Origin of the sequence: Streptosporangium sp. H16, from assembly GCF_051918855.1 — a bacterium.
In the GTDB taxonomy this organism is placed as follows: Bacteria; Actinomycetota; Actinomycetes; order Streptosporangiales; family Streptosporangiaceae; genus Streptosporangium.
The window spans coordinates 1-17,496 of sequence record NZ_JBPXMD010000024.1; the positions used below are offsets into that span (position 1 = coordinate 1).

Here is a 17,496-nt window from a genome sequence, read left to right on the forward strand (position 1 = left end):
CACCGACCCGACACCGACCCGATCGGTCTCCCACGCTCGAACCCGGCCGGCTCCCCAGGGGGCCGGCTTCGTGCTGTGCCCGGCCCCGCATCCCGGCGCCGCGTCCCAATGCCGTACCCCGGCGCCGCCCTCACCTCCGCGTCCACTGCCGTACCACCGTGATCCATCGCCGCGTCCGAGCCGGACGGCACCCCGCAGGGAACCGTGCGTCCGCCACGAACCCGGGCCACTCTCGCCCGCGGACCGGACACCACGCGAGATCGGCGAAAGGCCCGTACGCTAATTTCATCACTTGTTGACTTCCCTTCCTCTCCGACTTAGCCTTGCGGCAACGCATTAGTTGCATTGATGCAAGGAGTTGTCCGATGGACCCCGTGGACGGCGCGGAGCGCGACCGGCTGGCCGACGACATCGGCGACTTCCGACGGGCGCTGATCCCTGGCCTGCTGCTCCACATGCTGAGCGGCTTCGAGGGCGACGAGCCCTCCATGATCCAGATCGCCACGCTCTACCTCCTCGACGAACCGGTCGCCCCGACGCTCCGCGAACTCGCCGAGCGGGTCAGCCGGTCCGTCTCGGCCACCAGTCGCCTGGTCGACCAGCTCGTACGGCGAGGATTGGCCGACCGCCGGGAGGATCCCGGCGACCGGCGGGTGCGGCGAATCGCCCTCACCCCGGCCGGAGCGGACTTTCTCCGCACGTTCGAGCGCGTCCGGGCCGACGCCCAGCTCGAAGTCACGGCCCATCTGACCGCCGAAGAACGCGAGCTCGTGACCCGGGCCATGACGCTTCTCGGCGAAGCCTCAAGGAGACGACGCACCCATGCACAAGCCGCTCATCCTGAGATTCGATGACATCGGGGCGGAGATGCTGCCCCTCGTCGGCGGCAAGGCCGCCAATCTCGGCGTGCTCACCACCGCCGGGTTTCCCGTTCCCCCCGGCCTGTGCGTCACCACCGAGGCCTACCGCAGGGTCACCGAGCGAGCCGGGCTGGAGGAGGTGCTCACGACGCTCGCCACGACGGCCGCCGGGGACGTCCCCGCCCTGAACTCGCTGGCCGCGAAGGCCCGCGAGCTCGTGCTCTCCGCGCCGGTCCCCGACGACATCGCGAGCGCCGTACGCGACAGCGCGAACGGTCCCGTCGCGGTCCGCTCCTCCGCGACCGCCGAGGACCTGCCGCACGCCAGCTTCGCCGGTCAGCAGGACACCTACCTCAACGTGATCGGCGCCGACGCCGTGCTGGACGCGGTCCGGCGGTGCTGGGCCTCGCTCTGGACCGACCGGGCCGTCGCCTACCGGGCCGCGAACGGCATCGGCCACGACGCGGTGCGCCTGGCGGTGGTCGTCCAGGAGATGGTCCAGTCAGAGGTGGCCGGGGTGATGTTCACCGCCAATCCGGTCACCGGGCGGCGGCGCGAGGCGGTGATCGACGCCAGTCCCGGTCTCGGCGAGGCCGTGGTCTCCGGCGCGGTCAACCCCGACCACTTCGTGGTCGACACCGCCACCGGCCGGATCACCGAACGCCGCCTCGGCGACAAGCGGCTGGCCGTACGGTCGCTGGCGGGTGGCGGCGTCGAGCACGTCGAGGCACCCGCGGACCCCGCGACCTCCCCGGAATCCCCGGAATCCACGGAGAACGCCTGCGTCACCGACGCGCAGTTGGCGGCGCTGGCCGAGCTCGGTGACCGGGTCGAGCGGCACTACGGTGCGCCCCAGGACACCGAGTGGGCGATCGACTCCGGTGGCGTCCTCTGGCTGACCCAGTCGCGTCCCATCACCACGCTCTATCCGATCCCCCACCACTCGGAGCCGTCCGCGGACCCGCCGTCCGTGCCGGGTGACGCGGGCGCGGGGGAAACCCGCTCCCTGGACTCGCGGCGCGGGGGCTCCGAGCCCGACGGCGCGCGGATCTACTTCTGCTTCAGCCTGGCCCAGGGCCTCTACCGGCCGATCACCCCCATGGGCATGTCGGCCTTCAGGCTGCTGTCGTCGTCGGTGTTCGAGATGCTGGGGATCCCGGTGGCCGACCGGGTGGCCGGTGCCCCCGTCATCGCGGAGGCGGGCGGGCGGTTGTTCTTCGACATCACCGGATTGATGGGCGGCAGGGTGGGCCGCGTGGCCTTCCCGAAGGTGCTCGACGTGATGGAGGCACGGTCGGCGAAGGTGCTGCGCGGCCTGCTCGACGATCCCCGGTTCGGCGTCACCCAGCCCTCGCTCCGCCCGCCCCTGCGCCGGGCGTTCAGGATCGCGTCCCGCTTCCGCGTTCCACAGCGCGCCGTACGGGCCCTGCTCGACCCCGCGTCGGCGCACCGGGACGTGAAGGTGCTGGACGCGCGCCTCCGGAGGGAGCTGGCCGCGCCCGGGGACGCCACGCCGGCCCAGCGTCTCGACCACGTCGAGCGGGTGCTGAGCCGCCAGGTCTTCCCCCTGCTGCCGACCGTCGCCCCGGCGGCGGCGGCCGGGTTCGCGATGCTCGGGCTGGCCGCCAAGGCGCTGGGTGACCGGGTCGGGCCCGGCGAGCTGCAGACGGTCCTGCGCGGGCTCCCGCACAACGTGACCACCGAGATGGACCTGACGCTGTGGCGGCTGGCCACCCGCATACGCGAGGACCGCGAAACCACCTCCCTGCTGCTGGGCACCCCCGCCGCCGAGCTGGCCGAGCGCTTCCGCGCCGGATCGCTTCCCGGCGTCGCGCAGAGGGGCCTGGCGGACTTCCTGTCCGTCTACGGCGTCAGGGCGGTCGCCGAGATCGACCTCGGCCTACCGCGCTGGTCGGAGGATCCGACCCACATCGTCGGCGTCCTCGCCAACTACCTGCGGCTGGAGGATCCGGCCCTGGCTCCGGACGCCCTGTTCGCCAAGGGCGCCGCCGAGGCCGTTCTCATGATCAAGACCTTGAGCGGCCGCGCCGGAGGCCTTCGCGGGCGGTTCGTCCGCTTCGCGCTCGGTAGGACGCGGGCGCTGGCGGGCCTGCGCGAGATGCCCAAGTACGCCATGGTGACCGCGCTGGCCGCGATGCGGACCGAGGTGCTGGCCGTCGGCGTCGAGCTGGCGGCGCGCGGACTGCTGTCCCGTGCCGACGACGTCTTCTTCCTCACCTTCCGCGAGGCCAGGGCGGCCCTCGCCGCCGTGCCCTCCCTGGAGGCCTCGGCCCCGCCCTCCCGCGAAGCCCCGGCCACGGCCGGTGCCGCACGACCCGCGCTGACGGACCTCGTGGCGCGGCGGCGCGAGGAGGCCGCCCGCGAGCTGCGCCGCAGGCACGTCCCCCGCGTCCTGTTGTCGGACGGCACCGAGCCGGAGGCCGTCGCCGTACGGACGCCGGTGGACGGGGCGCTGACCGGCACCCCGGCCTCGGCGGGCACCGTCACCGGTGTCGCCAGGGTCGTCCTCGACCCGGTCGGCGCGCACCTGGAGCCCGGGGAGATCCTGGTCTGCCCCTCCACCGACCCCGGCTGGACGCCGTTGTTCCTCACCGCGGGCGGCCTGGTGATGGAGATGGGAGGTGCCAACTCCCACGGCGCCGTGGTGGCCCGCGAGTACGGGATCCCGTCCGTGGTGGGGGTGAGCGGGGCGACCGAGCACATCGCCACCGGCCAGGAGATCACCGTCGACGGCACCTCCGGCGCCGTCACCGTCACCTGACCGGTCACGCGACTCGTTCATGGCTCGCTCGTGGCTCACGTCGTTCATGGCTCGCTCGTGGCTCACGGCGACTCCTTCGCCGCCCTCCCGCACGCACCCCGGCGGCTCCCGGGCATGCAGGCCCGGAGGGTGAAAATTACAAACATCACAACTTGATAACAAAACCCTCACGCCGTCTACCTGCGCATGTTCGAAGATGTCAACTCGTTACCTCTCAACAAGGTGCACATCGGACACATGCATGTTAAAAACCCCAATAGTTGATCGCTGAGACAAACGAAAGGCGGTGCCTCGCGTGACCCAGGAGTACAACGTCATGTACGCCGCCGGCACCGCCCTACCGACCAGCTCGCCCATGATGCGCCAGACGAACCTCTCGCTGATTCTGCGCCACCTGCGTGACCGCGCGTCCCAGTCCCGGGCCGACATCGCGGAGGTGACCGGCCTGCACCGGGCCACGGTCTCCAACCTGGTGTCTCAGCTGATCGATCGGCGACTGGTCCAGGAGATCGACATGGAGCACGTCGGCGCGATCGGCCGTCCCCGGCGCCCCCTGGCGCTGCACGGCGCGCATGTCGGCGCGCTGGGTTTGGAGATCAACGTCGACCACATCTCGGTTCACGGATCCGACCTCGGCGGCCGGGTCCTCGTGGAGCGCCGAACCGGCTTCGACGCGATGGCCGGCGGGCCGGATCGCGCGCTGCGCGTGCTCGGCAGGATGGCCCTGGAGGCCGTCGAGGAGATGGAGCGGGCCGAGGCCGTCCCCGCCGGTCTCGGGGTGGCGGTCCCCGGCCTGGTCGACGTGGCACGCGGCGTCGTCACGTTCGCACCCAACCTGGGCTGGCGCGACCTGCCGCTGGCGGCACGGCTGTCGGCCGAACTCGGCCCATGGAGCGTTCCAGTGCTGGTGGACAACGACGCCAACCTCGCGGCCGTGGCCGAGCACACCTCGGGCGTCGCCGCCGGCACCCCCCATCTCGTCTACCTGACCGGTGAGGTCGGCGTGGGCGGCGGCATCTTCGTCGACGGCAAGCTGCTCCGTGGCGCGGACGGCTTCTCCGGCGAGGTCGGGCACCTGCCGGTCGACCCGGGTGGCGCCCGCTGCGGCTGCGGGCGGCACGGCTGCTGGGAGACCAAGGTGGGGCTGGCGGCGCTGGTACGGACGGCCATGCCCGACCATTCCTACCGACCGGCCGACCTGCCGGTGTCCGACCCCGAGGAGCACGCAACGGAGATCGCCAGAGGATTGGCCGCGGGCGACCGCCGGATGACGGACGCGGTCGCGCGGGTGGGGCGGTGGCTCGGGCTCGGCGGCTCGATCCTGGCTAACCTGTTCAACCCGCGGGTGATCGTCGTCGGCGGCTACTTCGCCACGCTCGCCGAATGGCTGCTGCCCCACGCCCAGGCGGAGTTGGAACGGCTCGTCGTGGCCCGCTCCGCCAACCATTGCCGGTTCGTCGCCTCCGACCTCGGCTTCGGCGCCGCCTCACGGGGCGCCGCGAACATGGTGATCAACCGGCTCATCGACCATCCGACCCTCATCACGGATCCGTTACCCCGGCTGTCGACCGGCTGACGGATCCCCCACAAGCCTGGAGGCGGCACCCTCCAGTCACCGCAGTAACCAACTCATGCAACAAGTGGCACCAGTGCGGCGGCGCGCGCTTTGCCTGACGACCCCCCAAGTCAGGAAAGGGATCACCATGTCACCACGTTCTCGAACGTGGGCCAGGCTCTCGAAGAGCCTGCCGATAACCAAAAACCGCTCCCTACGCCGGACGGCGGCGGCGATGGCCCTGGCCATCGTCGTGCCCCTGATACCCGTCTTCACATTCCTGACGCCGCCGGCGAACGCCGCCGGCGGGCCGGCCTCCACGGCCCTGGCGTCGTCGGCGAACGCCGCCGACCCCGCCTTCAAGGTCCTGGTCTTCTCCAAGACCAGCGGCTTCCGGCACGACTCGATTCCCGAGGGGATCGCCGCCGTCCAGAAGCTCGGCGAGGAGAACAACTTCGCGGTCGACACGACCGAGGACAGCGCCCAGTTCACCGACGCCAACCTGGCGCAGTACCAGGCCGTCATCTTCATGTCCACGACCGGTGACCCCGTCACCACGCCGGACCAGAAGGCCGCCTTCGAGCGCTACATCCAGAACGGCGGCGGCTTCGCCGGCATCCACGCGGCCTCCGACAGCGGCTACAACTGGGAGTGGTACGGCAAGCTCGTCGGCGCGTACTTCAAGTCGCACCCGGCGACCCAGCAGGCGACGGTCCTCACCGAGGACCTCGCCCACCCGTCGACCTCGCACCTGCCGACCTCGTGGACCCGCGTCGACGAGTGGTACGACTTCCAGGCCAACCCGCGCAACAACGTGCACGTGTTGCAGTCGATGGACCAGAAGTCCTACACCGGCTCCACGCAGGGCATCGACCACCCGATCTCCTGGTGTCAGGACTACGACGGCGGACGCTCCTGGTACACCGGCCTCGGCCACACCAAGGAGAGCTTCGCCGAGCCGAACTTCCTGAAGATGCTCCTCGGCGGGATCAAGACCGCCGCGGGCGCCGAGAAGGCCGACTGCTCGGCCTCGCAGAGCGGCAGCTTCGAGAAGGTCGCCCTCGACGACAACACGGCGAACCCGATGATGACCGACATCGCCAAGGACGGCCGGGTCTTCTACATCGACCGCCTGGGTGACGTCAAGATCATCAAGACCACCGGCTCGACCGTGACGGCCGGTCGCCTGAACGTGTTCACCGCCAACGAGAGCGGCCTGCTCGGTCTGGCGCTGGACACGGACTTCGCCACCAACAACTGGCTGTACCTCTTCTACTCGCCGACGGGCCAGAACGTCGACCGGCTGAGCCGGTTCACGGTCAACGGCGACTCGCTCGACCTCTCGAGCGAGAAGGTCGTCCTCGACGTGCCGGTACAGCGGGCCGAGTGCTGCCACCACGGTGGCGGCATGCTCATGGACCACAAGACCGGCGACCTGTGGCTGGCCACCGGTGACAACACCAACCCGTTCGCCTCGGACGGCTACACGCCGATCGACGAGCGGTCCGGCCGGTCCGCGTGGGACGCGCAGCGCACCTCGGGCAACACCAACGACCTGAGCGGCAAGCTGCTGCGCATCACCCCGCAGGACGACGGCACCTACACCGTGCCGGCCGGAAACCTGTTCCCCGCGGGCACGGACAAGACCAAGCCCGAGATCTACGCCATGGGCTTCCGTAACCCGTTCCGCATGGGCCTGGACCCGAAGACCGGCTTCCCGATGGTGGCCGACTACGGACCCGACGCCGGCTCCGCGAGTGCCACCCGCGGTCCGCGGGGCACCGTCGAGTGGAACCTGGTCGACAAGCCGGGCAACTACGGCTGGCCGTTCTGCGTGGGCGCCAACACCCCGTACATCGACTACAACTTCGCCACCAGCACCTCGGGCTCGGCGTTCAACTGCGCCGCGCCGGTGAACGACTCGCCCAACAACACCGGCCTGACCACGCTGCCCCCGGCGATCGCGGCGTCGATCCCGTACACCAGCGCCGCCAACCCGAACTCCTTCCCCGAGCTCAACGGCGGCGCGCCGATGGCGGGCCCGGTCTACCGCTACGACGCCGACCTGCAGTCGACCGTCAAGTGGCCGGCCTACTGGGACGGCAAGGCGATCTTCGGTGAGTGGAACACGAACAAGATGTTCTCGTTCCAGCTCAACGAGGCTGGCAACGCGCAGATCAAGATCAACCAGATCCTGGGCGCCATGAGCTTCAAGCGCCCCATGGACATCAAGTTCGGTCCCGACGGCGCGCTGTACCTGATCGAGTGGGGCTCCGGCTTCGGCGGCGACAACGCCGACTCCGGCATCTACCGCATCGAGTACGTCAAGGGCGTCCGCCCGCCGGTCGCCCGCGTCTCCGCGGACAAGACCGACGGTCCGGCCCCGCTGACCGTGCAGTTCTCCAGCCAGGGGTCGAACGACCCGGACGGCAGGCCGATCACCTACGCGTGGGACTTCGACGGCGACGGCACCACCGACTCGACCGACGCCAACCCCTCGCACACCTACACCCAGGCCGGGCAGTACAGCGCGGTCCTGACCGTCAGCAACCCCGACGGCCTCACCGGCACGGCGAACCTGCCGATCACGGCGGGCAACACCCGTCCGAAGGTGACCTTCGAGCTGCCGCCGAACGGCGCGTTCTTCGAGTTCGGCGACCAGGTGAACTACAAGATCGTGGTCACCGACGCCGAGGACGGCACGATCGACTGTGACGACGTCAAGATCCAGGCGTACCTGGGCCACGACAGCCACGGTCACCCGCTCGACCAGCACGACGGCTGCGAGGGCACCATCCAGACGCTGTCCGACAGCGGCCACGGCATCGACGACAACCTGTTCTACATCCTTGAGGCCACCTACGCCGACAAGGGTGGCGCGGGCGGCGCCCAGTCTCTGACCGGGCGGGCCGAGGCCATCCTCCAGCCCAAGCGCAAGCAGGCCGAGCACTTCTCGGCGACCGGCCGGGTCACGGACGGCACGGGCACCGACACCCCCGGCGTCCAGACCGAGACGACCACCGACCCTCAGGGTGGCGCCCAGAACATCGGCTTCACCAACGACGGCGACTACTGGTCCTACACCCCGATCAACCTGAGCGGCATCTCCAAGGTGCGGTTCCGGGTCTCCTCGGGCGGCGCCGGCGGCACCGTGCAGATCAAGGCGGGCAACGCCGACACCGGAACCCTGGTGGGCTCGGTCGACATCGCGCCGACCGGCGGCTGGCAGACGTTCCAGGACATCACGGTCGACCTGACCGACGTCCCGACGACGACCGGCCCGCTGTTCTTCATCGTGCGCAAGCCGGCGAGCGCGGCCAACGACGCCTACCTGCTCAACTTCAACTGGGTCGACTTCATCGGCCAGGGCGCCACCGACAACCAGCGCCCGACGGTGACGGTGTCGGCGACCCCGGTCACGGGCATCGCCCCGCTGAAGGTCGACTTCACCTCGACCGCCACCGACCCCGACAACAACACCCCGCTCACGTACAAGTGGAACTTCGGCGTGAACGGCTCGCCGGAGCCGGCCACCGCCGACGCGAGCCACACCTACAACGCGCCCGGCACGTACACCGCCACGTTGACCGTGACCGATACCAAGGGCGCATCGACGAGCAAGACGGTCTCCATCAAGGTGGACCCGCCGAGCACCGCGTGCCTCACCGGTCGTTCCGACGACTTCCTGGGCGCCGAGCTCGATCGGGACCGCTGGTCGGTCGTCCGTGAGGACCAGAACCTCAAGGTCGCGGACGGCAAGCTCGTCCTGCCGACGTCGCTCACCGAGATCTACGGCACCGGTACCGGCACCACGACCAACATCGTGCTCCAGCCGATGCCGGAGGGTGGCTGGACGGCCACCACCAAGGTCACGCTGAACGCCCGCGACGCCTACCAGCAGGCGGGTCTGATCGTCTACGGCGACGACGACAACTACGCCAAGATGGTGCTCCAGGCGCGGGGGACCAACGACCACGCCGCCCGCATCTTCCAGTTCATCCGGGAGGAGAACGGCACCCCCAACGAGGTGACGGAGAGCAACACGGCCAACCTCGGGGACGCCTACCCCGACACGGTGTACGTGCGGTTCATGAGCGACGGCACCAACCTCACCGCCCACTACTCGCCGGACGGGACCACCTTCACGGCGATGCCGCAGACCAAGGCGCTCGCCGGGATCACCAACCCGAGGATCGGCCTGCTCTCCCTGGCGAGCACGGGCACCCGCCCGGTGGTCGACGCGTCCTTCGACTGGTTCCACATCAGCCCCGACGACACCGCGAGCAAGCCCGAGCCGAGCGACGAGTTCGACGGCTCGTCGATCGACACCTGCCGCTGGGACGCGATCGTCCGTGGCGACAGCTCGACCAGCCGGGTCACCGGCGGCAACCTGGAGATCGACACCACGACGGGTGACATCTACGGGAGCACCAACGGCACTCCGAAGAACTTCATCCTGCAGACGGCGCCGAGTGGCGACTGGACGCTGGAGACGAAGGTCGACGGGTCGGCGCTGAACGAGCAGTACCAGCAGGGCGGCCTGATCGTCTACGCCGGTGACGACGACTACGTGAAGCTCGACTACCTCACCGGCAACGCCGCGGGTTCCGCGGTGTCGCGTCGGATCGAGCTGCGCAGCGAGGTCGGAGGAACCGTCCAGAACCCGCAGCCGCAGACCGGCACGCTCACCCAGGGCGTCTGGCACCTGCGTCTGAAGAAGGAGGGCACCACCTTCAAGGGGTCCTACTCCGCCGACGGCACCACGTGGACCGAGTTCGCGGAGGCGGTGACCAACACCGCCGTCGGCGACGGCAAGATCGGTGTGTTCACCATCGGCACCGCGCAGCAGGCGTCCAAGACGGTCAAGTTCGACTACTTCCGCCTCAACGGCGGCGGAACGGCCGACTCGACCGCCCCGGTGACCACGGCCACCCCCGACCCGGCCCAGCCGGCGAACGGGTGGTTCACCGGCCTGGTCCAGGTCGCGCTGGCCGGCGCCGACGAGGCTCAGGGCAGCGGCGTCGACAAGACCGAGTTCCAGCTCGACGGCGGCGCCTGGACCACGTACCTGGAGCCGGTGGTCATCACCGGTGACGGTGACCACACCCTGGCGTACCGTTCCGTCGACAAGGCGGGCAACGTCGAGGAGGCCAGGACGCTCGCCGTCAAGGTCGACGCGACCGCGCCCGTCACGACCGCGGACTTCCTCCCGGTCGGCCAGGACACCGTGCCGGTGACCCTCGCCGCGACGGACGCGACGTCCGGCGTGGAGAAGATCGAGTACGCCCTCGACAGCGGCGACTGGACGCCCTACACCACGACGGTCGACGTCACCGGTGTCGGCGACCACGAGCTGCGCTACCGCGCCACCGACAAGGCCGGCAACGTCGAGGAGACCAAGGCCGCGACCATCAAGATCGAGGACGGCGCCGAGCCCACCATCCTCATCTCCGGTGTCGCGGACGGCACGGAGTACGGCGACAGCAAGGACCTGACCATCGCCTGGGAGGTCACCGGACCCGGGGTCAAGACCGTGACCGGCAAGCTGGACGGCCGGCCGTTCACGTCCGGGACCGTCCAGCCGCTCCACACGCTGGCCCTGGGCGAGCACACGCTCACCGTCACCGTCGAGACCCAGTCCGGCGGCATCCACGAGCAGTCGGTCGCGTTCAAGACGGTCACCTCGACCAAGGACATCTCCGCCCTGATCGAGCGCTTCAAGGCGGCCGGGCAGCTGTCCGCCAAGAGCGCCAAGAAACTTCAGGACAAGATCTGCAAGGTCATGAGGGCCGAGGACAAGAAGCACGGACCGGACAAGAAGAAGGTCATCAAGGAGCTCGAGCACTTCATCAAGGAGGTCAAGGACCGGAAGGTCGTCTCCGATCCGACGGTGAAGGCCACGCTCCTGCGTGACGCCAACGCCCTGATCGTCGCATACGGCGGCAAGCCCGTGTAAGTGGGGTCACGGCCCCGACCAGGGGGTGCCGGGCTCTCTCCATGAGCCCGGCACCCCCGATGGACCCGTAGTCGGGGTGCCCCGCGACGCGGGCACCCCGTTTCGCGCTCTGGCGGCGGCGGATCCCCACCGGACCCGCCGTCGCCGAACCCGGAAGGAAACCACGCCCCGTGAACAAGGCCCTGAGATACGCCGCGGCCGTCCTGCTGGCCGGGCTCGGGCTGCTGCTCGGCGCCCCGGCCGCCTCCGCCGCGCCCAAGTCACCCATCGCCCTGGAGGTCGTCGGAGACGGCGGCCGCAACGTCAACGTGCTGTTCACCTGGAAGAAGGACGGCCGCCCGGTCACCGACATCGTCGCGGCGACCCTGCTCGCGACGGCGCCCGACGGCCGTACCTTCGGCCCGATCCCGCTGAAGTCGGCGCCTGAGGGCCAGAACCTCTACAACGCGGCCGAGCCGCTCCCGGTGGGTGAGTGGAAGGTCGCCGTGACCGTCACCAAGCCCGCCGAGGTCCGCAAGTCGGCGACCGTGAAGGCGCAGGACATCGTGCTCCCCAAGGCGACCACGCCGGCGTCCACCACGGCACTGGCCGAACGCGCCGCCCAGGAGAGCTCGTCCGGCGACCTCCCCCTCCAGATCGGCGTCATCGCCGCCGCCGCGGTGGCCGCCATCGGGATCATGTTCGTTCTCGTCCGCCGCCGGAACGTGTCCGGCTGACCCGCGGGCCGGAGGATCACCGTGCCCCCGGCCCATCCCATGACGATCGTGTGCCGCCATCGTCGAGCACGCCGGTGGCCGCCTCCTCCGGCACGCGAGCCGGCCGGATCCGGCCCACGCCAGGCGTGTCAGGGATCTCGTTCCGCCACCGGAACATCCTCCTGCCAGGAGAAGTTCACCTCGGACCCCGTTTCCCTCCCTGGGGCCGGGTAAGTGGCCCGGCATGCGCTATCACGTTCTGGCCTGTGACTACGACGGAACGCTGGCCGCCGAGGGCCGCGTCGACGACGACACCCTGGACGCGCTCGAACGCCTCGCCCGATCGGGGCGGCGGCTGGTGATGGTCACCGGCAGGGAGGTCGACTCGCTCACCCGGGACTTCGAGCGACTGGACCTGTTCGACCTGGTCGTCGCCGAGAACGGGGCCGTGCTCCACCGCCCCGACGAACAGGAGAGCTCGACCCTCGCGGAGGCGCCGCCCGAGGCCTTCGTCGAGCGGCTGCGCGAGCTGGGCGTGGAGCCGCTCAGCGTCGGTTCGGCGATCGTCTCCACCGTGGAACCCCACGCCGAGACCGTTCTCACCACCATCCGCGAGCTCGGGCTGGAGATGCAGGTCATCTTCAACAAGGGCGCGGTGATGGTCCTGCCCTCGGGTGTCAACAAGGCCACCGGCCTGGCCGCGGCCCTGGCCGAGCTGGAGATGTCGGCCCACAGCGTGGTCGGCGTGGGCGACGCCGAGAACGACCACGCGTTCCTGGCCGCCTGCGAGTGCGCGGTGGCGGTGGCCAACGCGCTCCCCGCCGTCAAGGAACGGTGTGACCTGGTGACCGAGCGGGAGCGCGGCGCCGGGGTCGTCGAGTTGATCGACCGGATCGTGGAGACCGACCTGGCCGACGTGGACGTGGCGCGCCACCATCTGCTGCTGGGCACCGACGACGGCGGGGAGGTACGGTTCCCGCCGCACGGCGTACGCATGCTGGTCGCGGGGCCCTCGCACAGCGGCAAGTCCACCGTCACCGCCGCGCTGCTGGAGCGGATCACCAGGGCGGGCTACCAGTTCTGCCTGATCGACCCCGAGGGCGACTACACCGACGGGGTCGAGGGTGCGTCCGTGCTCGGCGACGTCCGGCGCGCGCCCACCCAGGAGGAGATCCTCCAGGTGCTGCAGGACCCCGAGCAGAGCGTCGTGGTCAACCTGCTGGGCGTACCCCTCGACGACCGGCCCGGTTTCTTCCAGGACTTCCTGCCCCGCCTGTCGGCACTGCCGGCCGGCTCCGGGCACCCGCACTGGCTGGTGGTCGACGAGGCCCACCACATGATGCCCGACGGGTTCAAACTGCAGTCGGTGGAGATGCTGCGCGAGATAGGCGGGATCCTGCTGGTCACCGTGCATCCCGAGGCGGTCAGCGAGGCGGTCGTCCAGACCCTCGACACGGTCGTCGCGGTCGGGGACGAGCCCGGGGGCGTCCTGGGCGCGTTCGCCGCCGCCACCGGCCACGACGCTCCCGGCCAGGATGTTCCCGACCTGCCGACCGGGGAACTGCTGTTCTGGCGGCTCGACGGCGAGCCGGTCAGGGTGCGGCTGGCCCCGCCGGAGGAGGAACGCCAGAGGCACCGCCGCAAGTACGCGGCCGGCGAACTCGGGGAGGACGCGAGCTTCTACTTCCGCGGCCCCGAGAACGCGCTGAACCTGCGGGCCGGCAACCTGACCGCGTTCTGCCGCATCGCCGACGGCGTCGACGAGGAGACGTGGACCTACCACCTGCGCCGGGGCGACTACTCGCGCTGGCTGGCGGACAGCGTCAAGGACGAGGAGCTGTCGGCCGAGGTGGCCGAGGTCGAGCAGGATCCCGGCGACTCCGTCGACGACGCCAGGAAACGGGTGCGCGAGCTCATCGAGGCCCGCTACACCGCCCCCGCCGAACCGAGCGGGATCACCTGACTCCCCGGCCGGACCGGCGTGCCGGGCGAGGACGACGTGACCCCGCCCGACACGCCGTCCCCGGCCGGACCGGTGAGAGTGAACCGCGCCGGGATCGCCGGGAACTTCGATGTACCCCGGCGCGGTTCGTCATGACGTGGTCGCGGTGAGCTGGGCGTGAAGGCGCCTGCACTCGTGGACGAAGCGGATCGTCCGGCGGCTGCGCGCGAACTCGGCGACGACCGGGATCTCCCCGCGCGCGCCGGTCCAGCGTGCCACGTCGGCGGCGAAGGCGACGAGTTCGGTGTGGGTCACGGTGATGCGCCGCCCTTCGCCCGGCAACATCCCAGGCAGCAGGGCGAGCAGGATGCGCCACACCTCGTGGTGGCCGCCGGCGTCGGCCAGCTCGGTCAGGGCCGCGATGGCGGGGCGGGTCTCCAGCCAGGTGCGGCGCAGCACCAGCGCGAGCTGGCGGCCGATCGCCTCGGCGGGCAGGTCGCCCCTGGCCGCCATCCGCAGCACCACCGGGATCGTCCCGGGCACGCCGCTCCCCAGCAGGAAGGCGATGATCACCGCCGTCGCCTCGCTCACGGGGCCGTCGCAGGCGGCCAGGCGGGACAGTTCCGCCGGGGTCACGCTCGCATACCAGCGGTCGCGGAGCACGAACGGCAGCATGTTCACGGCCACCACCTCGCGGTGCGAGGGCAGCATGGCCGTCCACCCGCCGATCCCGCTGCCCAGGCCCTCGCCCGCCCAGTCGAACGGCTGCCGCAGCAGCACCTCGTCGATCAGCTCGTCGCCGGTGGGCGTGGCCCGTAGCGCGGGTGTCAGGCGGACCTCGGTGAAGTACTCGGGTTCGCCGTCGCCGAACTCGACCATGGACGCGTCCACCATGTGGGTCCACCGGAGACCGCACTCCGGGTCGGGCATGCCCTGCCCGGCCAGCCATTCGGCCGCTGTGCGCGCCGCCGCGGAATCGATCTTCGCGGCCCGGTCGGCGGCGGCCGGGTGGCCGCCCCGGGGCAACCGCAGCAGCGCCTGCGCCAGATCTGCCCGCAGCGGTTCCACGCCCGCGGCGGCGCATGCCTCCAGCCGGGCGACCAGCACGTCGGGATCGAGATGGCCGGTCGTCCACGTCGGCGTGGCCAGCAGCACCGGCGGCAGCGTGTCGGCGCGCAGGGCCCCGTACAGCTCCGCGTAGCGGGTGGCGAGGAAGTCGGACGGCGGCGAGAGACGGTTCGGGTGCGGGAGCCGGTGCCGCCGCCGCCACTCGTGCAGGGCAGGAAGCGGCTGGGGCTGGAAGGAGCGCAACCGGGGCGGGACGAAGCCGACGGTGACCGCCACGAGCGGCTCGTCCGGGCCGGGCGGGGGCACCGGCAGACCTTTCCGCATGGCCGTGATCCGGTCGGGGTTCACTCCCAGGTCGGCCATGCGCTCGTAGGCGCGATCCAGGTCGTGCCACGGCATCGCCTCCACCGAGTCGTCGTAGAGGACTCCGGGCTCCACCGGACGGCGCTCGTGGTGATCCGGGACGGCGTCGTCGAAGTCCTCATGTTCGTCGAACTCCTCGGACTCGTCGGCGCCTGTCTCCGGCGCCTGGTCGTCATCGGAGGGCTGTCCGTACAGGTAGACCCGGCCGTTGGCGAAGGGGATCGGCCGGCCGGCCTCGACGGCCACGGCCCCGGCCGGGCCGTCGTCGCTGGTCCAGGTGATGAAGACGACGCGGAGCGGGGTGTCGTCGTCGAGGTAGCGGCCGGGGCGCCAGCCGCCGATCACCGTGATCCGCCGTTTCGGCGGCTCCAGCTCGATCTCCTCGCCGCGGGCGACCTGGCGGACCGAGACCGAGTGACTCGCGTCGTCCCAGAACTTCTCCGGGCCGAAAGGGGGGATCTCCGGCAGGGTACCGGGCACGACGAGCTCCTCGGCCAGCACGGCCTGCCATTCGTCGGGGTCGGTGATCTCGTCCCTGTCCGGCCGGTACTGCGTCTGCTGCTCGACGTGCGGCCTCAACCTGAGGCGCAGGTTCGTGCGGTTCTCCGCGACCCCGGCGACGAACGCCGCCATCCAGCGTTCCCGTCCGATCCACCGCTCGTGGTGGTTCGGGAAGATCGACGGCTCGGGGAAACGCTCCGGTGAGGGCACCTCGGGCAGCGGCGGGAACTCCTTCCGCTCCAGCAGTTCCTCGACCGGGACCTCCCCTCCGAACCGCTCGGCCAGCTTCGCGCCCAGGTCGGCGGGGAGCTGGGGGATCGCGTCGAGGATCACTTCGGCGTGGTCGGCGAACAGGTCGGCGTGTTTCAGGGTCAGCTCGGCCGCGCGGTTACGCACGTCGAAGGACTTGTGCGCGTACGCCGTGGTCAGCGCGGTCACGAGATCGGCGCCCGCCTCGGGCGTGGCCCGGATCGCCTGGTCGAGCCAGCGCAGGCCCGTGGCGGCGAGCTTGGCCTCGTCCCGGAAGGTGAGCGCGTCGACCGCCTCGACCAGGTCGGCGTGGTCGAGCGGCATCGCCCCGCGCACCTGCCCGGCGGCCAGTTCGGCGACCGTGCCCGGAGCCGACGGCAACAACCGCAGGTAGTCGCGCAGGCGGGGCGCGGACTCCGCCGGCGTGGGGTCGAGGAGCGTGTGCAACCGTACGAAGAACCGCAGGTCCTGCGCCTCGCCGCCGCGCAGGAAACGGCTCACGCAGCCGTCGAGCACCCGCTCCCTGGGCAGTTCGCGGGCGGCGGCGGCCAGCCAGCGGGTCGGCCGGGGCTCCAGCCGCTCGTCACGGAGGGCGCGGCCCGCGCCGTCGGCGTCGAAGACACGAGGCAGCAGCACGGGGGTCAGCGGGTCACGGGCCACGCTCGGTGCGGCCAGCCAGGCGGCCACCAGCGGGTCGTGGTCGGGCGGCACGGCGCCGGACTCGCGCAGCAGCGCCACGGCCAGCGGCGCGATGCGGTCGGCGGGACGGCGTACCCGCCGGGCCAGCCGGACCGCGACATCACGACGCCACTCCCGGGGCCGGGCGGCCGCCACCCGGCATACCTGGGCGACGTCGACGTCCTCAGCCCAGCGGCGGTTGACGTCGCGGCCGGTCATCCACGTCACCGCGGCCGCCGGACCGGTGATGACGCCGACACCGGTCAGCAGCAGCGCGCCGGCCAGCTCGTCGAGCAGGTCGCCGACCTCCCAGGAGGCCATCTCCTCGAAGTCGTCGGGATGATCGGCGCGCACCCGCTCGGTGCGGGCACGGCGCAGCTCCTTGACGAGACCGGGCAACCGCCCGCCCACCTCGGCGCGCTCCTCCTCGGTGAGCGCGACCAGCCGGTCGGCCAGGCGGGTGACCTGGTTGCGGGTGACCAGATCACAGATCTCCGTCCAGAGGGTCATCGGGAGACCTCCGCTGCGGCGCGAGCGACTCCGAGCAGGGCCGCCTCGGCGGGGACCACCCGGGTCACCATGCCGCTGAGGAACCGGGGGGCCATGGCCGGGCCGGACAGGGCCCGCCCGCCGGAGGTCGCCGATGCGAGACGACCGTCGACCGGGGAGGGGGGCGCGGCGTATGTGTACGCCCGCGTCACTGAAGTCATGGCCGGGACGTTAGATCACCCCACCGACAAACCGGCGCGGCAGATGTCGAGAGGGGAAAGTTCCGGTGAACGTCCCCGCGCCGGACCGGTCAGGGCGCGTCGTCCACATCACGCTCAAGGCCGTCCCGCCACTGCCG

The 17,496-nt window shown here is 71.0% G+C and carries 8 protein-coding genes; 6 read left to right on the forward strand and 2 right to left on the reverse strand.

The window, feature by feature from the left end; translation table 11 throughout:
- Positions 1–365: 365 nt before the first annotated feature.
- The 6 genes from ACTOQ2_RS31655 (at position 366) to ACTOQ2_RS31680 (ending at position 13,811) form a co-directional block, all read left to right on the forward strand.
- Positions 366–854, forward strand: a complete 489-nt coding sequence (locus tag ACTOQ2_RS31655) for a MarR family winged helix-turn-helix transcriptional regulator (protein WP_440104498.1) — start codon at positions 366–368, stop codon at positions 852–854.
- Positions 823–3,642: a PEP/pyruvate-binding domain-containing protein gene (locus tag ACTOQ2_RS31660; protein ID WP_440104500.1), complete on the forward strand. Its 2,820-nt coding sequence runs from the start codon at positions 823–825 to the stop codon at positions 3,640–3,642. Before ACTOQ2_RS31655 ends, ACTOQ2_RS31660 begins: the two co-directional genes overlap by 32 nt.
- A gap of 295 nt (positions 3,643–3,937) precedes the next feature.
- Positions 3,938–5,218, forward strand: coding sequence for an ROK family protein (locus tag ACTOQ2_RS31665; RefSeq protein WP_440104501.1), 1,281 nt, complete (start codon positions 3,938–3,940; stop codon positions 5,216–5,218).
- Between the two features lie 214 nt (positions 5,219–5,432).
- On the forward strand, positions 5,433–11,153 hold the full coding sequence (locus ACTOQ2_RS31670) for a ThuA domain-containing protein (RefSeq protein WP_440104502.1): 5,721 nt from the start codon (positions 5,433–5,435) through the stop codon (positions 11,151–11,153).
- A gap of 170 nt (positions 11,154–11,323) precedes the next feature.
- Positions 11,324–11,869 carry a hypothetical protein gene (locus ACTOQ2_RS31675; protein WP_440104504.1) on the forward strand — a complete coding sequence of 182 codons (546 nt, stop codon included), beginning with the start codon at positions 11,324–11,326 and terminating at the stop codon, positions 11,867–11,869.
- Between the two features lie 223 nt (positions 11,870–12,092).
- Complete coding sequence (locus tag ACTOQ2_RS31680) at positions 12,093–13,811, forward strand: HAD-IIB family hydrolase (protein WP_440104505.1); 1,719 nt, start codon at positions 12,093–12,095, stop codon at positions 13,809–13,811.
- Between the two features lie 129 nt (positions 13,812–13,940).
- On the opposite strand, the gene ACTOQ2_RS31685 is transcribed toward ACTOQ2_RS31680, so the two are convergent.
- Positions 13,941–17,159, reverse strand: a complete 3,219-nt coding sequence (locus ACTOQ2_RS31685) for a hypothetical protein (RefSeq protein WP_440104506.1) — start codon at positions 17,157–17,159, stop codon at positions 13,941–13,943.
- The gene (locus ACTOQ2_RS31690) at positions 17,156–17,359 is read right to left on the reverse strand and encodes a hypothetical protein (protein WP_440104508.1); all 204 of its coding nucleotides are present in this window, start codon (positions 17,357–17,359) and stop codon (positions 17,156–17,158) included. Before ACTOQ2_RS31690 ends, ACTOQ2_RS31685 begins: the two co-directional genes overlap by 4 nt.
- Positions 17,360–17,496 lie beyond the last annotated feature (137 nt).